The following is an 18270-nucleotide window of genomic DNA, read 5'->3' as shown; positions in this document are numbered from 1 at the left end:
GAAAAAAGAAAAAGACTTGCCAGCACCCACAAATTCATCCTAACGTTTAAGTTGCGAAACAAGAACGTGAAGGAGATGAAAGGAATGCTAACAATGTCTGAAATCAATTGTATCAAATTTTTAAGGAACCATAAATCCTATTCCATCAATAAGATTGCGAAAGATCTTAACCTGAACTGGCGAACTGCTAAAAAATATGCCGATGAGTCTTTTCTACCAAAAGAAAGTCATTCTTCAAAGCGTGGCATGATGTATGGCACCCGTTGGGGCGAAATGATCGAGGACTGGCTACAGGAAGATGCGATGATGAAAAAGAAACAACGACGAACCAATAAAAAACTATATGAGACATTATGTACATATGGATTTGAAGGGTCCTACCGGACCGTCTGTCAATTCATCAAAGAATGGCGCCTAGGTCGCGATGTAGAAAACGATAGTCGATTCGAGCGGTTGGCCCACCCGCCCGGAGAAGCACAGGTAGATTTTGGCGTCATGGAAGTCGTGAAGGACAGTCATGCGGTCGATGTGCATTGCTTGATCCTATCCATGCCGTATAGCAATCGAACAGCTGCGGTTGCATTACCAGCAGAGAACCAAGAATGTTTCCTGACCGGATTGAAGAGACTGTTCGAAGAAATCGGAGGCGTGCCGCAACAATTACGAATCGACAATCTCCCAGCAGCCGTCGCTAAAGTACGGACAACAAAGGAAGATGCCATTTATACGGACGCTTTTCAGCAATTCGTAACGCACTATGGTTTCCAAGTTCAAAGCTGTAATCCGTATAGTGGGAATGAGAAAGGAAGCGTCGAAAACAAGGTTGGATATGTCCGTTACAACTTCCTGGTTCCTTCTCCCGTCATGAATGACTTCGAATCATTGAACAGACGCCTCGCATCATCCCTCAGGGATGACATGGAACGTATACATTATGAAAAGAAAGTACGTATCAAGGATCTCGTTGTGGAAGAGAAAAAGCATCTCCTTCGACTGCCGGAAGAAGACTTTCCGGTGTTCAAGGAGGAACTGTTGAAGGTAAACAAATATGGAGAAGTGACCATCGATCAAACGAAGATTCTCGTTCCATCTGGTTCTCGACATGGACAAGTGAGAGCAATCCTAAAATGGGACGATATGAAAATCATTTCTCGTCACGGAGAAATCCTGTACGAAGAAAAGCGACCTTATATGATGACGAAACGGGCGTTACCTTGGGAAAGCATTCTCAACGAATGGTACAAAAAGCCGCGTAGTTATGGTCATTCACGCCACGCAGAGTACCTCCCTGGACGAATTCGAGAGTATCTGAACATCCAGAATCTGATGATACGGAGAGAAAGACTGGGATGGCTACGATCTAGATTAGTCCTGCATTCAATCACTGAAATCGATGAACGATTGTATGAGCTACTGAGCCAGAGCGATGCCTATTCTGACATCGAAGAGCATCCCTACGATGTCGACTGGAGTAAGTATGACAGTTTGAATCGACCATGGCAGAGTGAGGTGCAGCCGTGAATCTAAAAGAGATGTGCAAATCCCTTCGGCTCGCTTACGTCGCTGAAATTTACGAATCGATTCCGATGGAATCGTCCGAGACGTTTCTCACGACACTTTTTGAAATGGAGATGAGACTTCGTGAAGAAGCGAAGGCAGAGAGGCTCATAAAAAAAGCAAAATTCATCAACAATAAATCACTTGAAGACTATCGCTGGCATGACAACATCTACTTTCCTCGTCATCTCAAGAAAGAAGAATTGATGTCGCTCTCTTTCATCGATCATCAGCAAAACGTAGTGCTCACAGGTGCCCCCGGCACTGGTAAGACACATCTTGCGATTGGTTTAGGACGGGAAGCTTGTCGTAAAGGAAAAGAAGTACGTTTCTTTCGTGTTTCGGAGCTCGTAGAGCAACTCACCAAAGCATGGCGTGATGGGAAGCTGAGTAGCTTCCATACACGCCTCGATTCTGCGGATCTTATCGTCTTGGATGAAATGGGCTATCTTCCATTATCCAAAGAGTCAGCAGAGCTCCTGTTCCATCTCATTACAGACTGGTACGAAAAGAAAAGTATCATCATCACATCGAATCTAGAATTCAGTCAATGGAATCGTGTTTTCGCAGATCCTAGATTAACGTCAGCACTCGTTGATCGTGTGATTCATCATGCGCACATTCTGACCTTCACAGGCGATAGTTATCGTGTCACACATGCATTATCAAGAAATTAAATATTTACTGGCAAAGTTCTGTACTTTTTTCTGCAATTCACTGCACAAACCTATTGCAAAATACATGCGCGGACGATCGTTGCATCCGCACGACTTGCGTGTCTCCTTTGCAACGTACCTCTATCAGACAGGCAATCGTAAATTGCTTGAGATTCAGCGGTTACTGGGTCACGGTAGTTCCCGAACGACAGAAGGCTACATCATCAGTCAGGAAACCAAGCTCCAGCAAATCATCGATGCGTTGTCGGCGTGAGCTGGTTGATCGAGGACCGGGCGACTTCTGACGACGGCAGGATATACTGTTGCGTCGTCCTGACATCACTATGACCGAGCAGACGCATCACGGTCAGTAAATCGGTTTGATGCTCCCGGTAAAGCGTCGTCGCGAACGTCACCCGTAAGTCGTGTGGTCGCAGTGTGCGGTTTAGGACCCGTTGACTGGCGAGACGGAGCTGCTTCCGTGTTTGATTCGGATCAAGCAGTCGTCCATTATCGTTTTGAAACAAATGACCGTCGTTCGGTTGCTGGTCGAGATACCTTATCAGGACAGTCGTCAGCTCGTCATGGAGCGGGACATAACGTGTTTTCTGTCCTTTGCCGTGACGGACAAACAGTTGGCGTTCGGTCAGGTCGAGATCCGTCCGGTATAATTGTCGTGCTTCATTGAACCGAAGACCAGTATGTAACAGCAGGAAGTAGAAGGCATAGATCGTTTCATCTTGAATCGTCTCGATGACACGGCGGGCATCCGTGTAGCTGAAGGCAGTCCGGTGTTTCGGGAGTGGTCGGGACGGTTTTTTGATGTGGGTTAACGGATTTTTTGCCAGTGACCGTTCGGTGACGAGGGCGTCGAAGAGGGTTGCTAAGGCATGGATTCGCCGGGCGACGGTCGTTGGAGCGTAGAGTTGTTTCAAATGGGAGATGTAGCGGTGCAGGGAAGGGATATCTATGGTTTCCGCGTGGGCACAGAAATGCCGGACGTCGGCGCGATAGGCTTTTTTCGTCAGAGGACTGTAGCTGGGGGATTGGTCGATGATCATGAGTAATCGTTCCAAGTAAAACGTCATCATAGGAGGATCTCCTGAACCTTCCGTTTGAGTTCTGATTTGAGCGAACGCAGACGAGCAGGTGAGTAGCCAAGTGCCTCTTCATTTCCATGGAGCAGGGCTTGGAGGATCGTGAATTCCTTGATGGAAAGTTCCTGTTTCAGCTGGTCGAGTAAGTAGGCGAATGAGACTTGCTGCTGACGGGGAAGTTCCGGTAACGTCTCGACGGCGACTTCACCCGCCAGTGTCCGGTTACGGGTCGCCAAGTAATCGAGCATCGCCCCTTTGGCACGAATCCGGACGAAGGTGACGGTCATGACTTTGCCTTCTTCGATTGATTTCCAGAGCCGAAGTAGTGCTGCTTGGCGGCATTCATCGTGTTCATTCGGGTGAATCGAGAGACGCGACAGGAGGGAATTGACGAGGGGGATCCATTGTTTGAGAGCTTCGTTCATGAAATCGTGATCCAATCTGAGATATGCATATCTTATGTATTCCGCGGTAGTTTTAGTATAAGTAGAGTTATCCTGAAGCGAGTGGCGGAAACAGAAGGTTTTTCAAGAAGAATGATGAGTGGAATGGGGAAAATGAAGGGAATTGGCATTTTAAAAGATGAGAAAACCGTTGGCATGATTCAAAAAAGACGATTTGAAAACAGAGGATAACTCTACTTATCCTAGGGGGTGTTCGGAAAGATCATTATAGTGTCTTAGTATCTACCTGTTTTTAAAACTGATAATTATTTTTAACATCTATGTAAGGATAAACCACAAAAATTCTTATGCATGAATTACATTTTTGTAATGAAAATCCTTACGAATTTGTAATTTATGTATATATTTTATGTTTTTTTGATATAGTGACAATTGCCAAGGGAAATAAAATAGAGAAGGTGAGAATATGAAGATTAAATCGAGTAAAGTATTAGCTGGATTTTGTACGATGAGCTTATTAGCTACCTCTGGAATTAATGTGTATGCAGAATCTAACGGGAATGATTCCGATGAAAATATGCTTATTAATTCTTTTTCATTAAGTTACAATAATACAAGTGAAGATCTAAAGAAAAATCTTAAAAAGGCTTCTCTTTCTAACCAAGTAGAGAATTTAAGTCTAAATCAGAGAAAAGAAGTAATAGATGAAATCAAAGATTCAGTTTCTGAAGAAACTTTAAATGATTATAAAATAGAAATGAGAGAAGAAGCTAATTCTAGGATTACATCTACTTTGTCAAATTTAAAGGTAGGAGAAAAGAGTAATCAAACCTTGTCGGATGGAACAGAGATAGAGATTGGCTCTTCTGATATTTCAGAGGAAACGGATAACAAGGGTGGATTTAGTACGAAAGCTGTGCAACCGGGAAATACCGTAGAAGAGACTAAAAAATATGGAAGCAGACGTTATACTGCTTGGGTTAAGCTTAAAAGTTTTGGAGTTACAATTGCTACTTTAAAACTTGTAAATCATTATTCAATAGGTACATACGGTTTGAAACTTAACTCTGTAGATGCCACAGGAACTAATAGTTTTAATACTTTTTCTAGTGTAAAGGTAGAGAAATTATCTATGCCGGATCGTTATGCGAAAAAAGTTGGTGAAGATATCAACGGTAAAGGTGTCTATACTATCAATGGATACTTAAATGGAGGATACGTTAGCATAACAAGTACTATTAAATTGATTAGTCATGATAAGACATCTAAGAAAGCTCGTGTGTATCAAACTTTAAAATTTGAATCTTGAATATAGGAGGAAATATAAATGTATACTGAAGTTAATTTCATCTTTGGTCTAATTAAAATTTTATTAATGTTAGTGGCGTTTCCATCGATTTTTTACGGACTTTACCTCTTGAGAAAAATTTCGAACAAATAATAGAGTTTTAACTTATTGATAAAAATATGAATCGGATCCGAGAGAACATTCGTTAAGTATGTCCTTTTAGGATTCGATTTTTAAATTTTCGATAGAGAGAGGAATACGCTGAACCCAGTATATTTTAACGACGTTGTAGTACCTCTCAAACGGAATACGTCTTAGTGTTTCGTTGTATACGTAATGGACACTAAAGGATAATTGAAATTTTGAAACGTATTCTAATCTACTTGACTTACTTTAGTTGGATTAACAATTTTTGCGAACTATTGCATCGTTCACTTAAGATCAATCTATTTTTATTATGTAAACAATAATGAATTTACGAAACAAAGAGTTATTTAAAATAAGTAAGAGTTGTAAGAAATACATCGATGGTTATATGCCTTATTGAAAGAAGTGAGGCTTTGCTTCCACTTAATTAAAATTAGATTGTTTCCTGATGAAAGGAGCAGTTTTTTTGGATAATCGTAGATTAAAGATAGATATTCACAGTGTGAGAGTAAGGAAGAATAATTAGTGATAATGATTTCGCTATCAATCAATTTGAAATATATACTTTATGTATGTTTTAAGGAGAACAAGGGTAACTGTAACTGTTAGCTAGAGGAAGCAAAACTGACATTTACGGAGGCTGAGAAAATGAAGAAACTTGACGGATTTCCAACATCGTACTGGCGTACTTCGGTTGAAGCTTCGACGTATCCGAAACTCGAAACAAATCTAACAAGTGATGTCGTCGTCATCGGGGCAGGTATCGCCGGACTCGTCACAGCCGTTCAACTGATTGAACGGGGGTATGACGTGACGTTGATTGAAGCAGACCGGATTGCAAGCGGGACGACCGGCTATACGACAGCCAAAGTCTCATCGCAGCATGGTTTGATCTATGACGAACTAATCCAGACGTTTGGCGAAGAGAAGGCACGGCTCTATCACGAAGCGAACGAAGAGGCGATTCGTTTCCTGCGAGATCAGACGACACGTCTTGCAATAGATTGTGAACTCGAGGAACAGGATGCGTATCTGTACGTCGCGTCCAGTGGGCCAAAACACAAGCAGCTGATCAAAGAAGCGGATGCATACAGTCGGCTTGAGATCAACGGCGGCGACGCGACAGACGAGGTTCGGGGGAAGTTACCGTATCCGGTCGAACAGGCCCTCGTCATTCGCAATCAAGCCCAGTTTCATCCCGTCAAATACTTACTTGGTCTCGCCCGTTATTTCACGGAACAAGGTGGGAAGCTCTATGAACAGACGCGGGCGATGTCCGTCGAGTCAAAACGAACACCAACTGTACTGCTTGAATCCGGTCACCAAATCGAGGCGAAAAAAATCATCGTAGCGACGCATTTCCCGTTCAACGACATCAAAGGACTCTACTTCTCGAAACTCGAAGTTCATCGTTCGTATATCGTGTCTGGACTGGTACCGGACGACTTCCCGGACGGCATGTTCATGAGTGCCGACCAACCGAGCCGGTCGCTCCGGCATACGCAGACGGCTGACGGGAAACGGCTTGGCCTGTTCGGCGGTGAAAATCATCTATCCGGTCATCAGACGAATACACAACCCAACTATCAGGCATTGGCGCATTTCGCCGAAAGTGAGTTTCATGTCGCCGAGATCGACCAGTTTTGGTCGGCCCAGGATTTGATTTCGCTCGATAAGGTGCCGTACATCGGACAGATGACGAGTGACGATCCGAATATCCTGGTCGCGACCGGATTTGCCAAGTGGGGGATGACGAACGGAATTGCGGCAGGTCTGCTTTTGTCCGATTTATTGACAGGGACGCAGAACCGCTTTAGAGGACTGTTTGACCCGAACCGGTCGAAGCTGAACAAGCAGGATGCGAAACAGTTCGCGAAGAACAATGCCGATGTCGCGATTGAGTTATTGAAGGGGAAAGTGACCCGCGCCAGTCAATCGGCGGACGATCTCGGCAATGATGAAGGCGGGCTCGTCCGGCATGCCGGAAAGACAGTCGGAGGATACCGAGATGTTTCCGGCGAGTTGCATCTCGTCAAGACGACCTGTACGCACATGGGGTGCGACGTCAAGTGGAACAACGGGGAACGGTCGTGGGATTGTCCGTGTCACGGCTCGCGTTTTGATTATGAAGGGAATGTCTTAGAAGGACCGGCTGTCAAACCGTTGAAAAAATTGAATTAACCCCAAACCGTCTCTGTTACTAGAGGCGGTTTTTTGATTGGGATGGAAGAATTATCTTGAAAATTTCTTTTGTTGGAGACTTAATAGTTTTACGACCGGGTGACCATATAATTATTTACTGATATCAGAATTTAATATTCATTTCATTTTTCTATGTGCTATAATTACCTGGTATTAAAAATATTTAAGCGATTAACTATATCGGTCGGGTCGAACTTCATGTGGATGTTACGAATTCACCGTCACGGACGCCGTTTACAGGTTTCATATCAGTTTCATCATTCCATAGTAGCGTCGTGAGCGCTGTACGAATTCGAGGAGGAAGCAACACATGAGTAAAGAAAAAATCGCCCAGCTTCGCAAGACCGTTTCGCCTTTTGAGAAGGCAGACGTCAAATCCAGCGTCCGGCAAATGATCAATACGATCTTGCCATTCCTGCTCGCTTGGTTCCTGGCCTATCAGGCATTGCAGATTTCCGTTTGGCTTGCCATTCCACTTGCAATCGTCGCAGCGGGTTTCGTCGTCCGGATGTTCATCATCTTCCATGACTGTACACACGGCTCGTTCTTCAAAAACAAAAAGGCCAATGCGATCGTCGGGACGATCACAGGTATCCTGACCTTGTTCCCGTATGAGAAGTGGAAACGTGAGCACTCGATTCACCACGCCTCAAGCGGGAACTTGGATAAACGGGGTGTCGGTGACATCTGGGTCATGACAATCGAAGAATATATCGAAGCATCAAAATGGACACGTCTGAAATACCGTCTGTACCGGAATCCGCTCGTCATGTTTGGTCTTGGACCACTCTTGTTGATTCTCGTCGTCAGTCGGTTTAACCGGAAGGATGCCCGGAAGAAAGAACGCATCAATACGCATGTCATCAACGCGTCCCTGATTGTTTTATACGCGATCATGATTTACTTCGTCGGCTGGCAGGCCTTCCTGATCATCCAAGGAACAACGATGTTCACAGCAGGCGTCCTCGGGATTTGGTTGTTCTACGTCCAGCATACGTTTGAAGACTCGTACTTCGAGGATGAAAGCGAATGGGATTATGTCAAGGCCGCCATCGAAGGCAGTTCGTATTACGAGTTACCGAAAGTCTTGCAGTGGGTGACAGGGAACATCGGTTTCCACCATGTCCACCACTTAAGTCCGCGTGTACCAAACTACAACTTAGAAAAAGCCCATACGGCGACACCGCCGCTTCAAAAAGCAACGACGATCGGCTTGTTCTCAAGTCTGAAGTCGCTTCGCTACAAGCTGTATGATGCGAAAAATAAAACGTTTGTAACGTTCCGTGATATCAAGCACCTGCTTCGTGAACCGAAAACGTCGGCGATGTAATGAGCTGGACCTTACTTCTTTTAATAGAAGTGAGGCCTTTTTTTGTCGCGACACCTACGACTTTTGCCGTATGCCGCCTGCTGTGATCCGTGGTACGATGGCAAGTATTGAAGGAGGGATGATGGATGCGTCGTCTACCCATTGCATATATCCTAGCAGGAGTCATCTTACTTGGATTATTCGGATTCAGTTCGATGAGTTATCAACAACAATCCCTGATTCCATTTCTGACGAACCATATCCCACTCGGTTGGGTCTATGCCTTTTCATTCGTCTCGTTTCATTATGAAGTGCCGATCAGCGTCGCAGCACTTGGTCCGGCGGCGTTCGTCGAGTTTTTTATTCGGAAAGGGATGCACGCCAGTTTGTTCTTTATCCTCGGGACGAGTCTCGTCCATGTCTTACGGAGTCGGGGATACCGTCCGTTACCGGCCGCCTTTTTTGCGGCGACGACGGCGTTCACGGTCGGTATCTTTGATGAATTCCATCAACAGATGACCGGTGGACGGACACCACTTGTCGGAGACGTGATCATTGACGGGAGTGGCGCTTTGTTGGGAATCCTGCTCTACACCGGAATTCGTTTGTTTTTAAAAGCTGACCGCATCGTCAAGTCGGAATATCAGCAATCGAGTTGAACACAAAAATACCCGGTCGCCTCAGTTAAGTTGAGGCGACCGGGTATTTTAACGATCAAAAACGTTGGACCCATTCGATTTTGTATTGTGTCCGACCGAACTGTTTACGAAGCATCGTATCGGCTTTTTTCCGCGCTGCTGTGTGGTCACCAGCCTTAATGATTACACGGTCCGTATCTACAATTTCATCCTGCTCAAGAACTTGATATTGAATAGTATATTCCTTATTAAAAAGTCCTAATAATCCCAAGAAAATCACTCCCATATTCTTCATTCTAGTAGTTATTATATGGTATTTAAGAGGGAATAGCAATTTAAAAAAATGACTATTGTCGCACCTGTTACTAAAACGTATATGGTTCTAAAGAATCACAGGTCTAATATTTCAAATGTTACAAAGAATGTTGGTATATCTAAATAAATAGCGTTTAAAAGTAATTTTTAGCTAAGTTATTTATAACTACATTGGGTCTTTAGACATACTAAGAAAAAATATATTTTCATCTTAAAAATATATTTAAATATAATGATTCGAACGATTAACAAGAATTGCCTTGGAACTCTTATGGGATTACCGGTATGATAAAGGCAAGGAAAAAAGAGGTGAAGAGATGATGGACGAAACAGAACAAATCAAACAGGGCAACCAATCGATCTCAAAACGAGAACAACTTTATTTTTGGTTGCTGTTACTGAGCACGCTGATGACAGGGTGTGGTCTAGTTATCGGGATCCTTGCACTCGGAACGATAGGTATCGCTCTAGTCGGGATGCTCGTCCTGTTGCTGGTGCTCATCTGGATGCGTCAGTGGATCCGTGTGATGACGATACGGACAGACGGGATTTTTCTGAGTGAAAAACAACAACCGGTAGTGTATGAACAACTTCGTCAAGACGCCAAGCAATTGGGTTTTTGGAAAGTACCGGAGGTCATCTTGCCCCATCACCGGACCATCACACGACCACGAACGATGGGGTTGTTTCAAAAGTATATGCTTGTGTTACCTGCTGATTATAAGCTGGATGAAACGACACGTTTTGAAATCTTACGGGAACTTGTCCACTTGAAGCAGAACCACGAAGAGAAACGGATGTTGTTGTTACTCGGAAGCTGGGTCCCCTTTTTACGGAGTGCCTACGTACGAGCCTGTGAGGAGACGGCAGATCGTCTCGCCTTGGCGCAGCTGGAGGAAGAAAACCGGATTCCAGCCCTTGTCCGGTCGGTCGTTGGTCCGGCGATATGGAATCGGTTGGATTTGACAGACTACATAGAAGAAAAACAGCAAGCCCCTTCACTCGCGATGATGCTCAGTGAACTGTTCCGCACTCAACGATCCGTTTCACGGCGGTTAATGACGGCTGGACTAAAGACGCCGTCCCGCGCGCCGCGCCTGGCGACTGGTCTGTTCGTCAGCTTGAGTTATGTTGTGCTCGCAAGCCTCGTCTTTTTCGCAACGACGTTTGCGACACCAGGCTGGCTGACGAACTGGACAAAACCCGTCGAACAGGCAGTCGGCTCAAAACAAGACTTAGGCGAAACGAAACTGATGGCGGCGATTCAAAAAGGGACACTCGACGAGATCAACAAGCTGATTCCGACGAGTGACATGAAAGCCGTCGATGCGGACGGGGATACGGCGCTCCATTACCTCGGGTACCGGAAATCAAGTGAAGGGTTAAAAGGCGTCTTTGATGCCTTGCTCGCTGCCGGGAGTGATGTCGATAGCGTCAATGAGTTCGGAGAACGCCCGTTCATCACCGCTGTCTATAGCAACAATAAGGAGCTGGTCGAGCTTTATCTGAAACGAGGCGAAGCAATCAACCAGCAGGACGACGAGAAGTACACCCCGTTGCATCATGCGGTCGAGGGGGAAGGGACGCAGACCGTCAAGCTGTTGCTCGATCAGGGAGCAGATCCGGCGCTGAAAAATGCCGATGGGTATACCCCCCTGATGATGGCTCAGGAGTATGAACTCGATGACATCATCGTCCTACTGAAACAAACCCAAACCCAGACCCTATGAAAAAGGACGATCTCCCGCTTGGGAAATCGTCCTTTTCGTGATTATTTTGATTCTACTTTTGTATCGATGATGCGGCCTTCGATTTTGTAATCGACTTCGCCGAGCGACTTCGTGAAGTCACGGAGGTTTTCCCAGTCCGAGAGACCAAGATCCGTTACGCGGCCCGCTTTATACGCGACTTCGAACGGTGTCAGACCGTCTCCACCTTTTGCTGTGAACGCATTCGTCGCGATGACGTACGTTTTCGCAAGGTCGATGGCTTCAAGCGTTCCGTTGTTGTTGACTTCCATCTTCGTGACACGGTCACCTTTTGCGAGTTTGCTGCTGTATTCGAACTTCATGCCCGATACGTGGAGGAATCCACCGTTTTCGATCGGTGCGACACCAACACTGATTTCAAGCAGGTCTTTGATTTCCTGACCTGTCAATTTCGCTGTTGCTAGTGTGTTACCAAACGGAAGCGTCGTCAGGACTTCACCGACCGTGAGTGGTCCGGCGTTGATCGCTGCCCGGATTCCACCGCCGTTTTGCATCGCGATGACCGTTTCGGCATTGTATTCTTTTGCTTTTTGGAGCATACCATCTGTGATCAAGTTACCGAGAGCTGTTTCGCTGTTCCGGACACTGACTTCTCCACGCGGGTTGACAAGTTCGTTGACGATGTTCGCACCGACTTCCTCATTCTTCAACTCTGTGATTTGATCTGCGTATGGTTTGAGGATCTCTGCTGCTTTGACGTCTTCTGCTGCTTTTGAGACGTCGACCAATGAACCTTTATACTCCGTCAACTTCCCTTTGTAATCGAACGTCAAGTTAAGATTGCCGAGGAAATCGCCGTATTGATACGCTTGGGCGATGATCGTTGGTTCTGTTTTACCAGGAACGACCGTCTCATCGACGACTGTCCCGCTCTCGACATCGAATTTTTCGATTTTCGTATGCGAGTGACCGCCGACGATGACGTCGATCCCGTCAACGTTCCGTGCGAGCAACTGGTCGTTATCGACTGCTGGGTTGTCGTCAAAGCCGATGTGTGTCAACGCGACGATCTTGTTGACGCCACGATCTTCGAGCTTCTTGACGGCAGCTTTCGCACTGGCGATGTAGTTCGCGAACGCGACTGTACCTGGGCTCGAGATCTCAGCGGTCTCTTCTGTCGTCAAACCGAAGAATCCGATTTTTTGACCTTTGTACTCTTTGATGACACCTTGATAGATTTTTCCTTTTTCAGGACCGGCTGTGATCGTTTTTGACTGGAGACCAGCAAGTAACTCGTTTTTGCTGAAGTCGACGTTCGCTGTGATGAACGGGAACTTCGCTTTTGTGACGAAGTCTTTTAAGGCTTGGTGGTTGTCTTGGTCTCCGAGATCGAACTCATGGTTCCCGAACGTCATCAAGTCGTATTTCATGTAGTTCATGAGCTCGAGATCGGCTTGTCCTTGAAACTTGTTGAAGTAGAGTGATCCTGAGAAGACATCGCCTGCATCCAGTAAAAGGGACGGTGTACCGTCTGCTTTATAGGCAGCACGCAAGTCTTTGATGACCGTCGCCCGTTTTGGTGCTTTGTCGAGATTTGCGTGTGTATCATTCGTATGCAGTAAGCCGATTGAGAAATCGTCCTTATTGACGTCCAAGACATTGATTTTTGCTTTGAGGGTGATCGTTTTACCGAGACGCGTGTAGCTCGCGACGGCATATTTCGTTCCGGCTTCGCTCGTGTCGACCTTCGACCAGCGGACCGGTTTATCATAGACACGGCCTGTCGCATAGAGGACAGCCAGTGTTTTTGGAAGCTCGGGTTTGTCACCGACATAAATCGTCTGTTCCTTGACGCTCTCGACGAATTTCACGGCATAGTTTTGGATGAAGATTTTGATTTCGATCGGCGATTTCTTCTTGCCATACGTCCCTTTGACCGTCTGATAACGGTTGAAGATATGACGATCATAGCTCTTCCACGTAATCTTCTCGCCCTTATATGTAGCAGGTAATTTGACTGGGGCACCTTTTGTGAAGACGAGTGACTTGAGTTTGACCGTTTTGACTTTGACATGCGTTGCTGCGGAAACAGTAGTCTGCGCAACCGGCACGATTGCCGATGTCGTCAGGGCGACAGCGACGGCTGCCGCGTAAAGCGGTTTTGATTTGTACATACGTAGAAATCCTCCTTCAAAGTGGGTGTATGAATACAAGGTCGAAATGCGATCGTTGACCTCTTCTTCTACTATAAGTCGTTCTGTCCATCTGTTGCGATAAAACTTTTGTAAACTTCGTAAATTCTTAGGTCGGACGACATGACAACCTACTCAAGACGTTTGATTTCGTCCGATTTTCTAGTCAATTCGACCTAAAGTAATAAAATGATAGCGTTTTCATTATAATCTGTCTGCGGGAAAAAAGAAACGAAAATATACATCGAAACGTCAAACATTCCCATTATTTGATAATCTATTGGTGGGATTCAGAGCGGGAATTTTGTATGATGAAGAAATGAGGAAATTGCGGGAGGAGAACAACGAGACGATGAAAGAGACAATTCAAGGGACAGTGATCATAGTCATTTTATGTGTGATGAGTATTCTGTTGATCTGGGGATTGTCCTCTCCCCCGACGACGATTGAATTTCCACTTCCATACCATTCACAACCGGCGTTCAGCGATGTCTTTGACATCGTTGAAGCGCTTTTTTTTGTTACCCAGAAAGCTACAGTTTGGTGTCGGTTTGCCCAATAGATTGACACGATTTTTAACGATGGCTAGAATTGATTAAGTGTATGGCACCTGCTGCCTGCTTTTTTAATAGGAAAAGAGTGCTTTGAAGAGAAGGGAGGAATATGTCAACGTGCAGACAAGGAGTCTGTGCACGGTCCATCGTTCGTTTGAAGATTCGCGAATGGAGTCCGTCTTTTTTAGTGGATGCAACTGAACTAAAATACATGTACCTTTACAGATCGGAAGGAATTTAATTATGTGGAAAGAAATGAAAAGTATCATCCGCGAACAGGTGGAGAATTTTCCTCTGATCCGCCGTCTTGCTCGTTATGAGATCAAATCGGCGCACGCGGAACAACGGCTTGGTCTGTTATGGGAGCTGCTCAATCCCGGCTTACAAATCTTCATTTATTGGTTCGTCTTTGGGGTCGGACTGAAAGGGAATAAAAACGTCGACGGGGATATCCCGTTCATCGTCTGGCTTTTATGTGGGATCGTCGTCTGGTTCTTCATCAATGACGCCTTGCTCCGCGGATCGAACTCGATCAATAACCGGCTCGCGATGGTGACGAAGATGCGTTTCCCGATGAGTGCGATTCCGTCTTATGTGATTTTGTCCCGGATGTATCAGCATTTTGCGATGCTTGTGATTGTCTTTTTCGTCATCATCCTGAACGGAATCCCGATTACGTGGAAACTGCTTCAGTTACCTTATTATATGGCGGCGACCTATATTTTCGTCTACGCCTTCTCCCTTTGTTTCTCGACATTGATTACGCTCGTCAAAGATATTCAGCTGTTCCTGCAATCGATGATGCGGATGCTGTTTTATCTGACACCGATTCTTTGGAACATCGAACGCTTCCCGGATGTCTTACATGGTGTTCTGCGTCTGAACCCGGTCTTCTACCTCGTTGAAGGATACCGTGCCAGCTTACTCGGAGGTGCCTGGGTCTGGCAGGAGTGGCCGACCGGACTTTATTTCTGGAGCGTGACATTGCTCTTGTTCACAGCCGGAACGTTTTTACACATCAAGTTCCGTAAATCATTCACCGAGCTCGTTTAAGGAAGGAAATCGCCATGTCTATGATAAAACTCGACCATGTCACGAAACGATTTGATATGGTCACGACGACCAAAGAAAAGTTTAAGCTGTTATTTAAGAATCAAAGTAAAAACGTCAAGACGTTTACGGCGCTCCGTGATGTGTCCATCGACATCGGATCGGGTGAAGTCGTGGGTCTTGTCGGAATCAATGGATCCGGAAAATCGACGTTGTCGAACTTGATCTCGGGTATCATCTACGCGAATGAAGGAGAAGTTTCGATCAATGGGGAAGTCGCGATCATCGCCGTTTCCCAAGGTCTGAAAAATGTCCTGACAGGTCGTGAGAACATCCATTTGAAATGTTTGATGCTCGGAATGGATGACGCCGAAATCGAACGCCGGATGCCGGGCATCATCGATTTTGCGGACATCGGGGACTTCATCGATCAACCGATCAAAAAGTATTCCAGCGGGATGAAATCGCGACTTGGATTTGCGATTGCCGTCAATGTGGATGCCGATATCCTGATTGTCGACGAAGCCTTATCGGTCGGGGATCAAACGTTTTATAACCGCTGTATCGATAAGATGAACGAGTTCAAAAATGAAGGCAAGACGATCATCTTCGTCAGTCACTCGCTGAGTCAGATCAGAAGTTTCTGTGAACGGGTCATCTGGCTTGAGTACGGACAAGTCAAACAGGATGGGACGACGAAGGAAGTCGTGCCGGAATACAAGAAGTTCCTGACCGAATACAAAAAGCTGACGAAAGAAGAGCAGCATCAGTACCGGAAGGATCGTCTAAAGGAACAGGCACAACAGGCGAAACCAGGGAAACAAAACGTGGATGCGGAAGATACCGTCAAACATCCGGGGTGGATCTTGTCAGGCATCAGCCTGCTGGTCATCGCAGCCGGCAGTCTAATGGTCATCGATGAGACACCGTCCTTCGTCACTTTCAGCGAAGCGTTATCTAAATTGTTTTAATAGAGAGACCATGGACGTGATCGTTCATGGTCTTTTTCTTGATGAAAACAGGGAATAGCTACTAGAAAAAAGAAATAAGAACAAGTAGAAGTAAGTACATGAGCGGAGGGCTGTCATGAAAAAAATCAGAAAAGCCATCATCCCGGCAGCGGGACTCGGGACGAGGTTCCTGCCGGCGACAAAAGCGATGCCGAAAGAGATGTTGCCGATCTTGACGAAACCAACGATTCAATACATCGTCGAGGAAGCGGTCGCTTCGGGGATCGAACAGATCATCATCGTCTCGGGACGAAACAAACGAGCGATTGAGGATCATTTTGATCATGCACCGGAACTTGAAAACATTTTGCGAGAAAAAGGAAAACTCGAATTGTTAAAAGAAGTGGATGCCTCGACGACGATGGCTGAGATTCATTATATCCGCCAAAAAGAACCAAAAGGACTCGGACACGCGATTTGGAGTGCCCGTCATTTTATCGGTGACGAACCGTTTGCCGTCTTACTCGGTGACGATATCATCGTCTCGGAAGAACCTGGTCTCAAACAACTGATGAATCAGTATGAAGAACTTGACGCATCGGTCGTCGGGGTCCGGCACGTTCCGACAGAAGACACCCACCGCTACGGCATCATTGATCCACTGAATCAGACCGGACGCCGTTATCAGGTCCGACAGTTCGTCGAGAAGCCAGCACAAGGAACGTCACCTTCCAACATGGCCATCATCGGACGGTATATCCTGACACCAACGATTTTTGAGTTCCTCGCCAATCAGGAAGCGGGGGCTGGTGGTGAAATCCAGCTGACGGACGCGATCGAACGTTTGAATGGACAAGAAAACGTCTACGGTTACGAGATCGACGGGAGACGTTTTGATGTCGGAGAAAAGATGGGTTACGTCGAAACGACACTTGCCTTTGCACTCGAAGATCCAGAGATTCAAGCGGATGTCAGAGCCTTGTTACGTCACCACGTCGAAAGCTGGACGGACTAAAAAAACAAAAACAACAAAGCTCGTCAGTGAGCTTTGTTGTTGAGTCGACATCAGTCAGGTTTGTTTCGTATTCATGTAGGTTTTTACGTGGGGTGCCGTATACGTACGGAACCGTTCGAGTAATCGTTCCGGTTCCGATTCGACCAGCAGCATCGAAGCATGTTCTGGAATCAAAAATCCCTGTGTTTCCATCTGTTGGAACAGCGTGACGAGCGGGTCATAATAACCGTCGATGTTTAAAATACCACACGGTTTTTCATGTAAGCCGAGCTGAGCCCAGGTAAAGACTTCAAAAAATTCTTCCATCGTTCCGGGACCACCCGGTAGAATGATGAAGCCGTCCGCAAGTTCAGCCATCTTCGCTTTTCGGTCGTGCATCGATTCCACGAGATGGAGTTCCGTTAGATCGGGATGGGCAATCTCTTTTTCCTGTAAGAAGTGGGGGAGAACTCCGATTGCTTGTCCGTTTGCTGCGAGTACGGCATCGGCGACAGCCCCCATCGTTCCGACGCGTGAACCACCATAGACGAGATCGAGTTTTTGGTGAGCAAGGGCTGTACCGAGCGTCGTCGCTGCTTCCCGGAAAATCGGTGTTGCTCCGTCTTTTGAACCACAAAACACTGCAAGCTTTTTCATTCTTATGTCCTCCTTGTTAAAAATCGTCTTCTGTCAACATATCATATCAAGACAGTTCGAATAAGAGGGATTTTGTAACGTTATCACGAAAATGATTAGGTAGAAACACGTCAAAGTGAAGGAGGAAAAGATGAGACCAAAAACCATCGTATGGCTCGTATTGCTGATTGCGGCAATCAATCTTACAATCGGGATTTGGATACCGGAATCACCTGCCCGGACAACGATCAGTAGCGTCTTGCTTGGGCTGGTCGTCCTGCTGGGAGTAGGATATTTCATTGTGCTGCGCCGTTCATCAAAATAAAAAGGAACCCGTTTCGTTTGCTTAAATGCAAACAGAGCGGGTTTTTTAGGTCATGAGCCAATTAAAACGGAATGAAAGAATATTCTAAAAAATCTATTTTTATACACGCATTCGACATAAAGTCGGATTAAATGTAAAAAAGATACACGTTTAGTGACCTAAGACCTAGGTCGAAAGATACATTAAGTGTAAATAATGTGCAAAATGAGTGAAATATTCGTATTCGAATATCCGAAGGGGGTCTAAG

The 18270-nt window shown here is 45.8% G+C and carries 18 protein-coding genes; 13 read left to right on the top strand and 5 right to left on the bottom strand.

Features of this window, described 5'->3' with window-relative positions:
* Nucleotides 1-84: 84 nt before the first annotated feature.
* The 3 genes from istA (at nucleotide 85) to P404_RS0105740 (ending at nucleotide 2487) form a co-directional block, all read left to right on the top strand.
* A complete protein-coding gene (gene istA / locus P404_RS0105750) occupies nucleotides 85-1521 on the top strand; it encodes an IS21 family transposase (protein ID WP_026829677.1) in 1437 nt (478 codons plus the stop codon).
* 11 nt (nucleotides 1522-1532) lie between these two features.
* On the top strand, nucleotides 1533-2234 hold the full coding sequence (gene istB / locus P404_RS0105745; protein ID WP_034773873.1) for an IS21-like element helper ATPase IstB: 702 nt from the start codon (nucleotides 1533-1535) through the stop codon (nucleotides 2232-2234).
* A 64-nt stretch (nucleotides 2235-2298) separates the two neighbouring features.
* Entirely contained in the window at nucleotides 2299-2487 is a 189-nt protein-coding gene (locus P404_RS0105740; protein ID WP_236624337.1) for a tyrosine-type recombinase/integrase, read from the top strand.
* Here the strand turns inward: P404_RS0105740 and P404_RS0105735 are convergent.
* Nucleotides 2465-3304 carry a tyrosine-type recombinase/integrase gene (locus P404_RS0105735; protein WP_026830225.1) on the bottom strand — a complete coding sequence of 280 codons (840 nt, stop codon included), beginning with the start codon at nucleotides 3302-3304 and terminating at the stop codon, nucleotides 2465-2467. The two genes, P404_RS0105740 and P404_RS0105735, sit on opposite strands and share 23 nt — an antisense overlap.
* Nucleotides 3301-3735: a sigma factor gene (locus tag P404_RS0105730; RefSeq protein WP_026830224.1), complete on the bottom strand. Its 435-nt coding sequence runs from the start codon at nucleotides 3733-3735 to the stop codon at nucleotides 3301-3303. Before P404_RS0105730 ends, P404_RS0105735 begins: the two co-directional genes overlap by 4 nt.
* A 6-nt stretch (nucleotides 3736-3741) precedes the next feature.
* On the opposite strand from P404_RS0105730, the gene P404_RS18765 reads away from it, so the two are divergent.
* The 5 genes from P404_RS18765 to P404_RS0105700 all read left to right on the top strand — a co-directional run bounded on the left by P404_RS18765 (nucleotide 3742) and on the right by P404_RS0105700 (nucleotide 9319).
* The gene (locus P404_RS18765) at nucleotides 3742-3945 is read left to right on the top strand and encodes a hypothetical protein (RefSeq protein WP_236624336.1); all 204 of its coding nucleotides are present in this window, start codon (nucleotides 3742-3744) and stop codon (nucleotides 3943-3945) included.
* 235 nt (nucleotides 3946-4180) lie between these two features.
* Nucleotides 4181-5023 (top strand): hypothetical protein, encoded by an 843-nt coding sequence (locus P404_RS0105720; RefSeq protein ID WP_026830222.1) that lies wholly within the window; start codon nucleotides 4181-4183, stop codon nucleotides 5021-5023.
* Nucleotides 5024-5797: 774 nt separating this feature from the next.
* Nucleotides 5798-7330, top strand: coding sequence for an FAD-dependent oxidoreductase (locus tag P404_RS0105710; protein WP_026830221.1), 1533 nt, complete (start codon nucleotides 5798-5800; stop codon nucleotides 7328-7330).
* A gap of 331 nt (nucleotides 7331-7661) precedes the next feature.
* Nucleotides 7662-8681 carry a Delta(5) desaturase DesA gene (desA, locus tag P404_RS0105705; RefSeq protein WP_026830220.1) on the top strand — a complete coding sequence of 340 codons (1020 nt, stop codon included), beginning with the start codon at nucleotides 7662-7664 and terminating at the stop codon, nucleotides 8679-8681.
* A 125-nt stretch (nucleotides 8682-8806) separates the two neighbouring features.
* Entirely contained in the window at nucleotides 8807-9319 is a 513-nt protein-coding gene (locus P404_RS0105700; protein WP_026830219.1) for a VanZ family protein, read from the top strand.
* A 55-nt stretch (nucleotides 9320-9374) separates the two neighbouring features.
* Here the strand turns inward: P404_RS0105700 and P404_RS0105695 are convergent, their stop codons facing one another.
* Entirely contained in the window at nucleotides 9375-9569 is a 195-nt protein-coding gene (locus P404_RS0105695; protein WP_150111974.1) for a hypothetical protein, read from the bottom strand.
* A gap of 304 nt (nucleotides 9570-9873) precedes the next feature.
* Between P404_RS0105695 and P404_RS0105690 the strand changes: the two genes are divergently transcribed.
* Nucleotides 9874-11343, top strand: coding sequence for an ankyrin repeat domain-containing protein (locus P404_RS0105690; RefSeq protein ID WP_236624335.1), 1470 nt, complete (start codon nucleotides 9874-9876; stop codon nucleotides 11341-11343).
* A 41-nt stretch (nucleotides 11344-11384) separates the two neighbouring features.
* Here the strand turns inward: P404_RS0105690 and P404_RS0105685 are convergent, their stop codons facing one another.
* Nucleotides 11385-13496 (bottom strand): 5'-nucleotidase C-terminal domain-containing protein, encoded by a 2112-nt coding sequence (locus P404_RS0105685; RefSeq protein ID WP_026830216.1) that lies wholly within the window; start codon nucleotides 13494-13496, stop codon nucleotides 11385-11387.
* 827 nt (nucleotides 13497-14323) lie between these two features.
* Here P404_RS0105685 and P404_RS0105675 point away from each other — a divergent pair.
* The 3 genes from P404_RS0105675 to galU all read left to right on the top strand — a co-directional run bounded on the left by P404_RS0105675 (nucleotide 14324) and on the right by galU (nucleotide 17083).
* Nucleotides 14324-15121, top strand: coding sequence for an ABC transporter permease (locus P404_RS0105675; RefSeq protein WP_236624334.1), 798 nt, complete (start codon nucleotides 14324-14326; stop codon nucleotides 15119-15121).
* Between the two features lie 14 nt (nucleotides 15122-15135).
* A complete protein-coding gene (locus P404_RS0105670; RefSeq protein ID WP_014971348.1) occupies nucleotides 15136-16089 on the top strand; it encodes an ABC transporter ATP-binding protein in 954 nt (317 codons plus the stop codon).
* A 115-nt stretch (nucleotides 16090-16204) separates the two neighbouring features.
* On the top strand, nucleotides 16205-17083 hold the full coding sequence (gene galU, locus P404_RS0105665) for a UTP--glucose-1-phosphate uridylyltransferase GalU (protein ID WP_026830214.1): 879 nt from the start codon (nucleotides 16205-16207) through the stop codon (nucleotides 17081-17083).
* Nucleotides 17084-17137: 54 nt separating this feature from the next.
* Here galU and P404_RS0105660 read toward each other — a convergent pair whose 3' ends face one another.
* A complete protein-coding gene (locus P404_RS0105660) occupies nucleotides 17138-17719 on the bottom strand; it encodes an LOG family protein (protein ID WP_026830213.1) in 582 nt (193 codons plus the stop codon).
* Between the two features lie 130 nt (nucleotides 17720-17849).
* On the opposite strand from P404_RS0105660, the gene P404_RS18575 reads away from it, so the two are divergent.
* Nucleotides 17850-18023, top strand: coding sequence for a hypothetical protein (locus P404_RS18575; RefSeq protein WP_162833762.1), 174 nt, complete (start codon nucleotides 17850-17852; stop codon nucleotides 18021-18023).
* Nucleotides 18024-18270 lie beyond the last annotated feature (247 nt).

This window comes from Exiguobacterium antarcticum DSM 14480 (assembly GCF_000685865.1).
In the GTDB taxonomy this organism is placed as follows: Bacteria; Bacillota; Bacilli; order Exiguobacteriales; family Exiguobacteriaceae; genus Exiguobacterium_A; species Exiguobacterium_A antarcticum.
The sequence above is the reverse complement of the archived record's forward strand: the minus strand, read 5'-3'. Positions and strand labels throughout refer to the sequence as shown.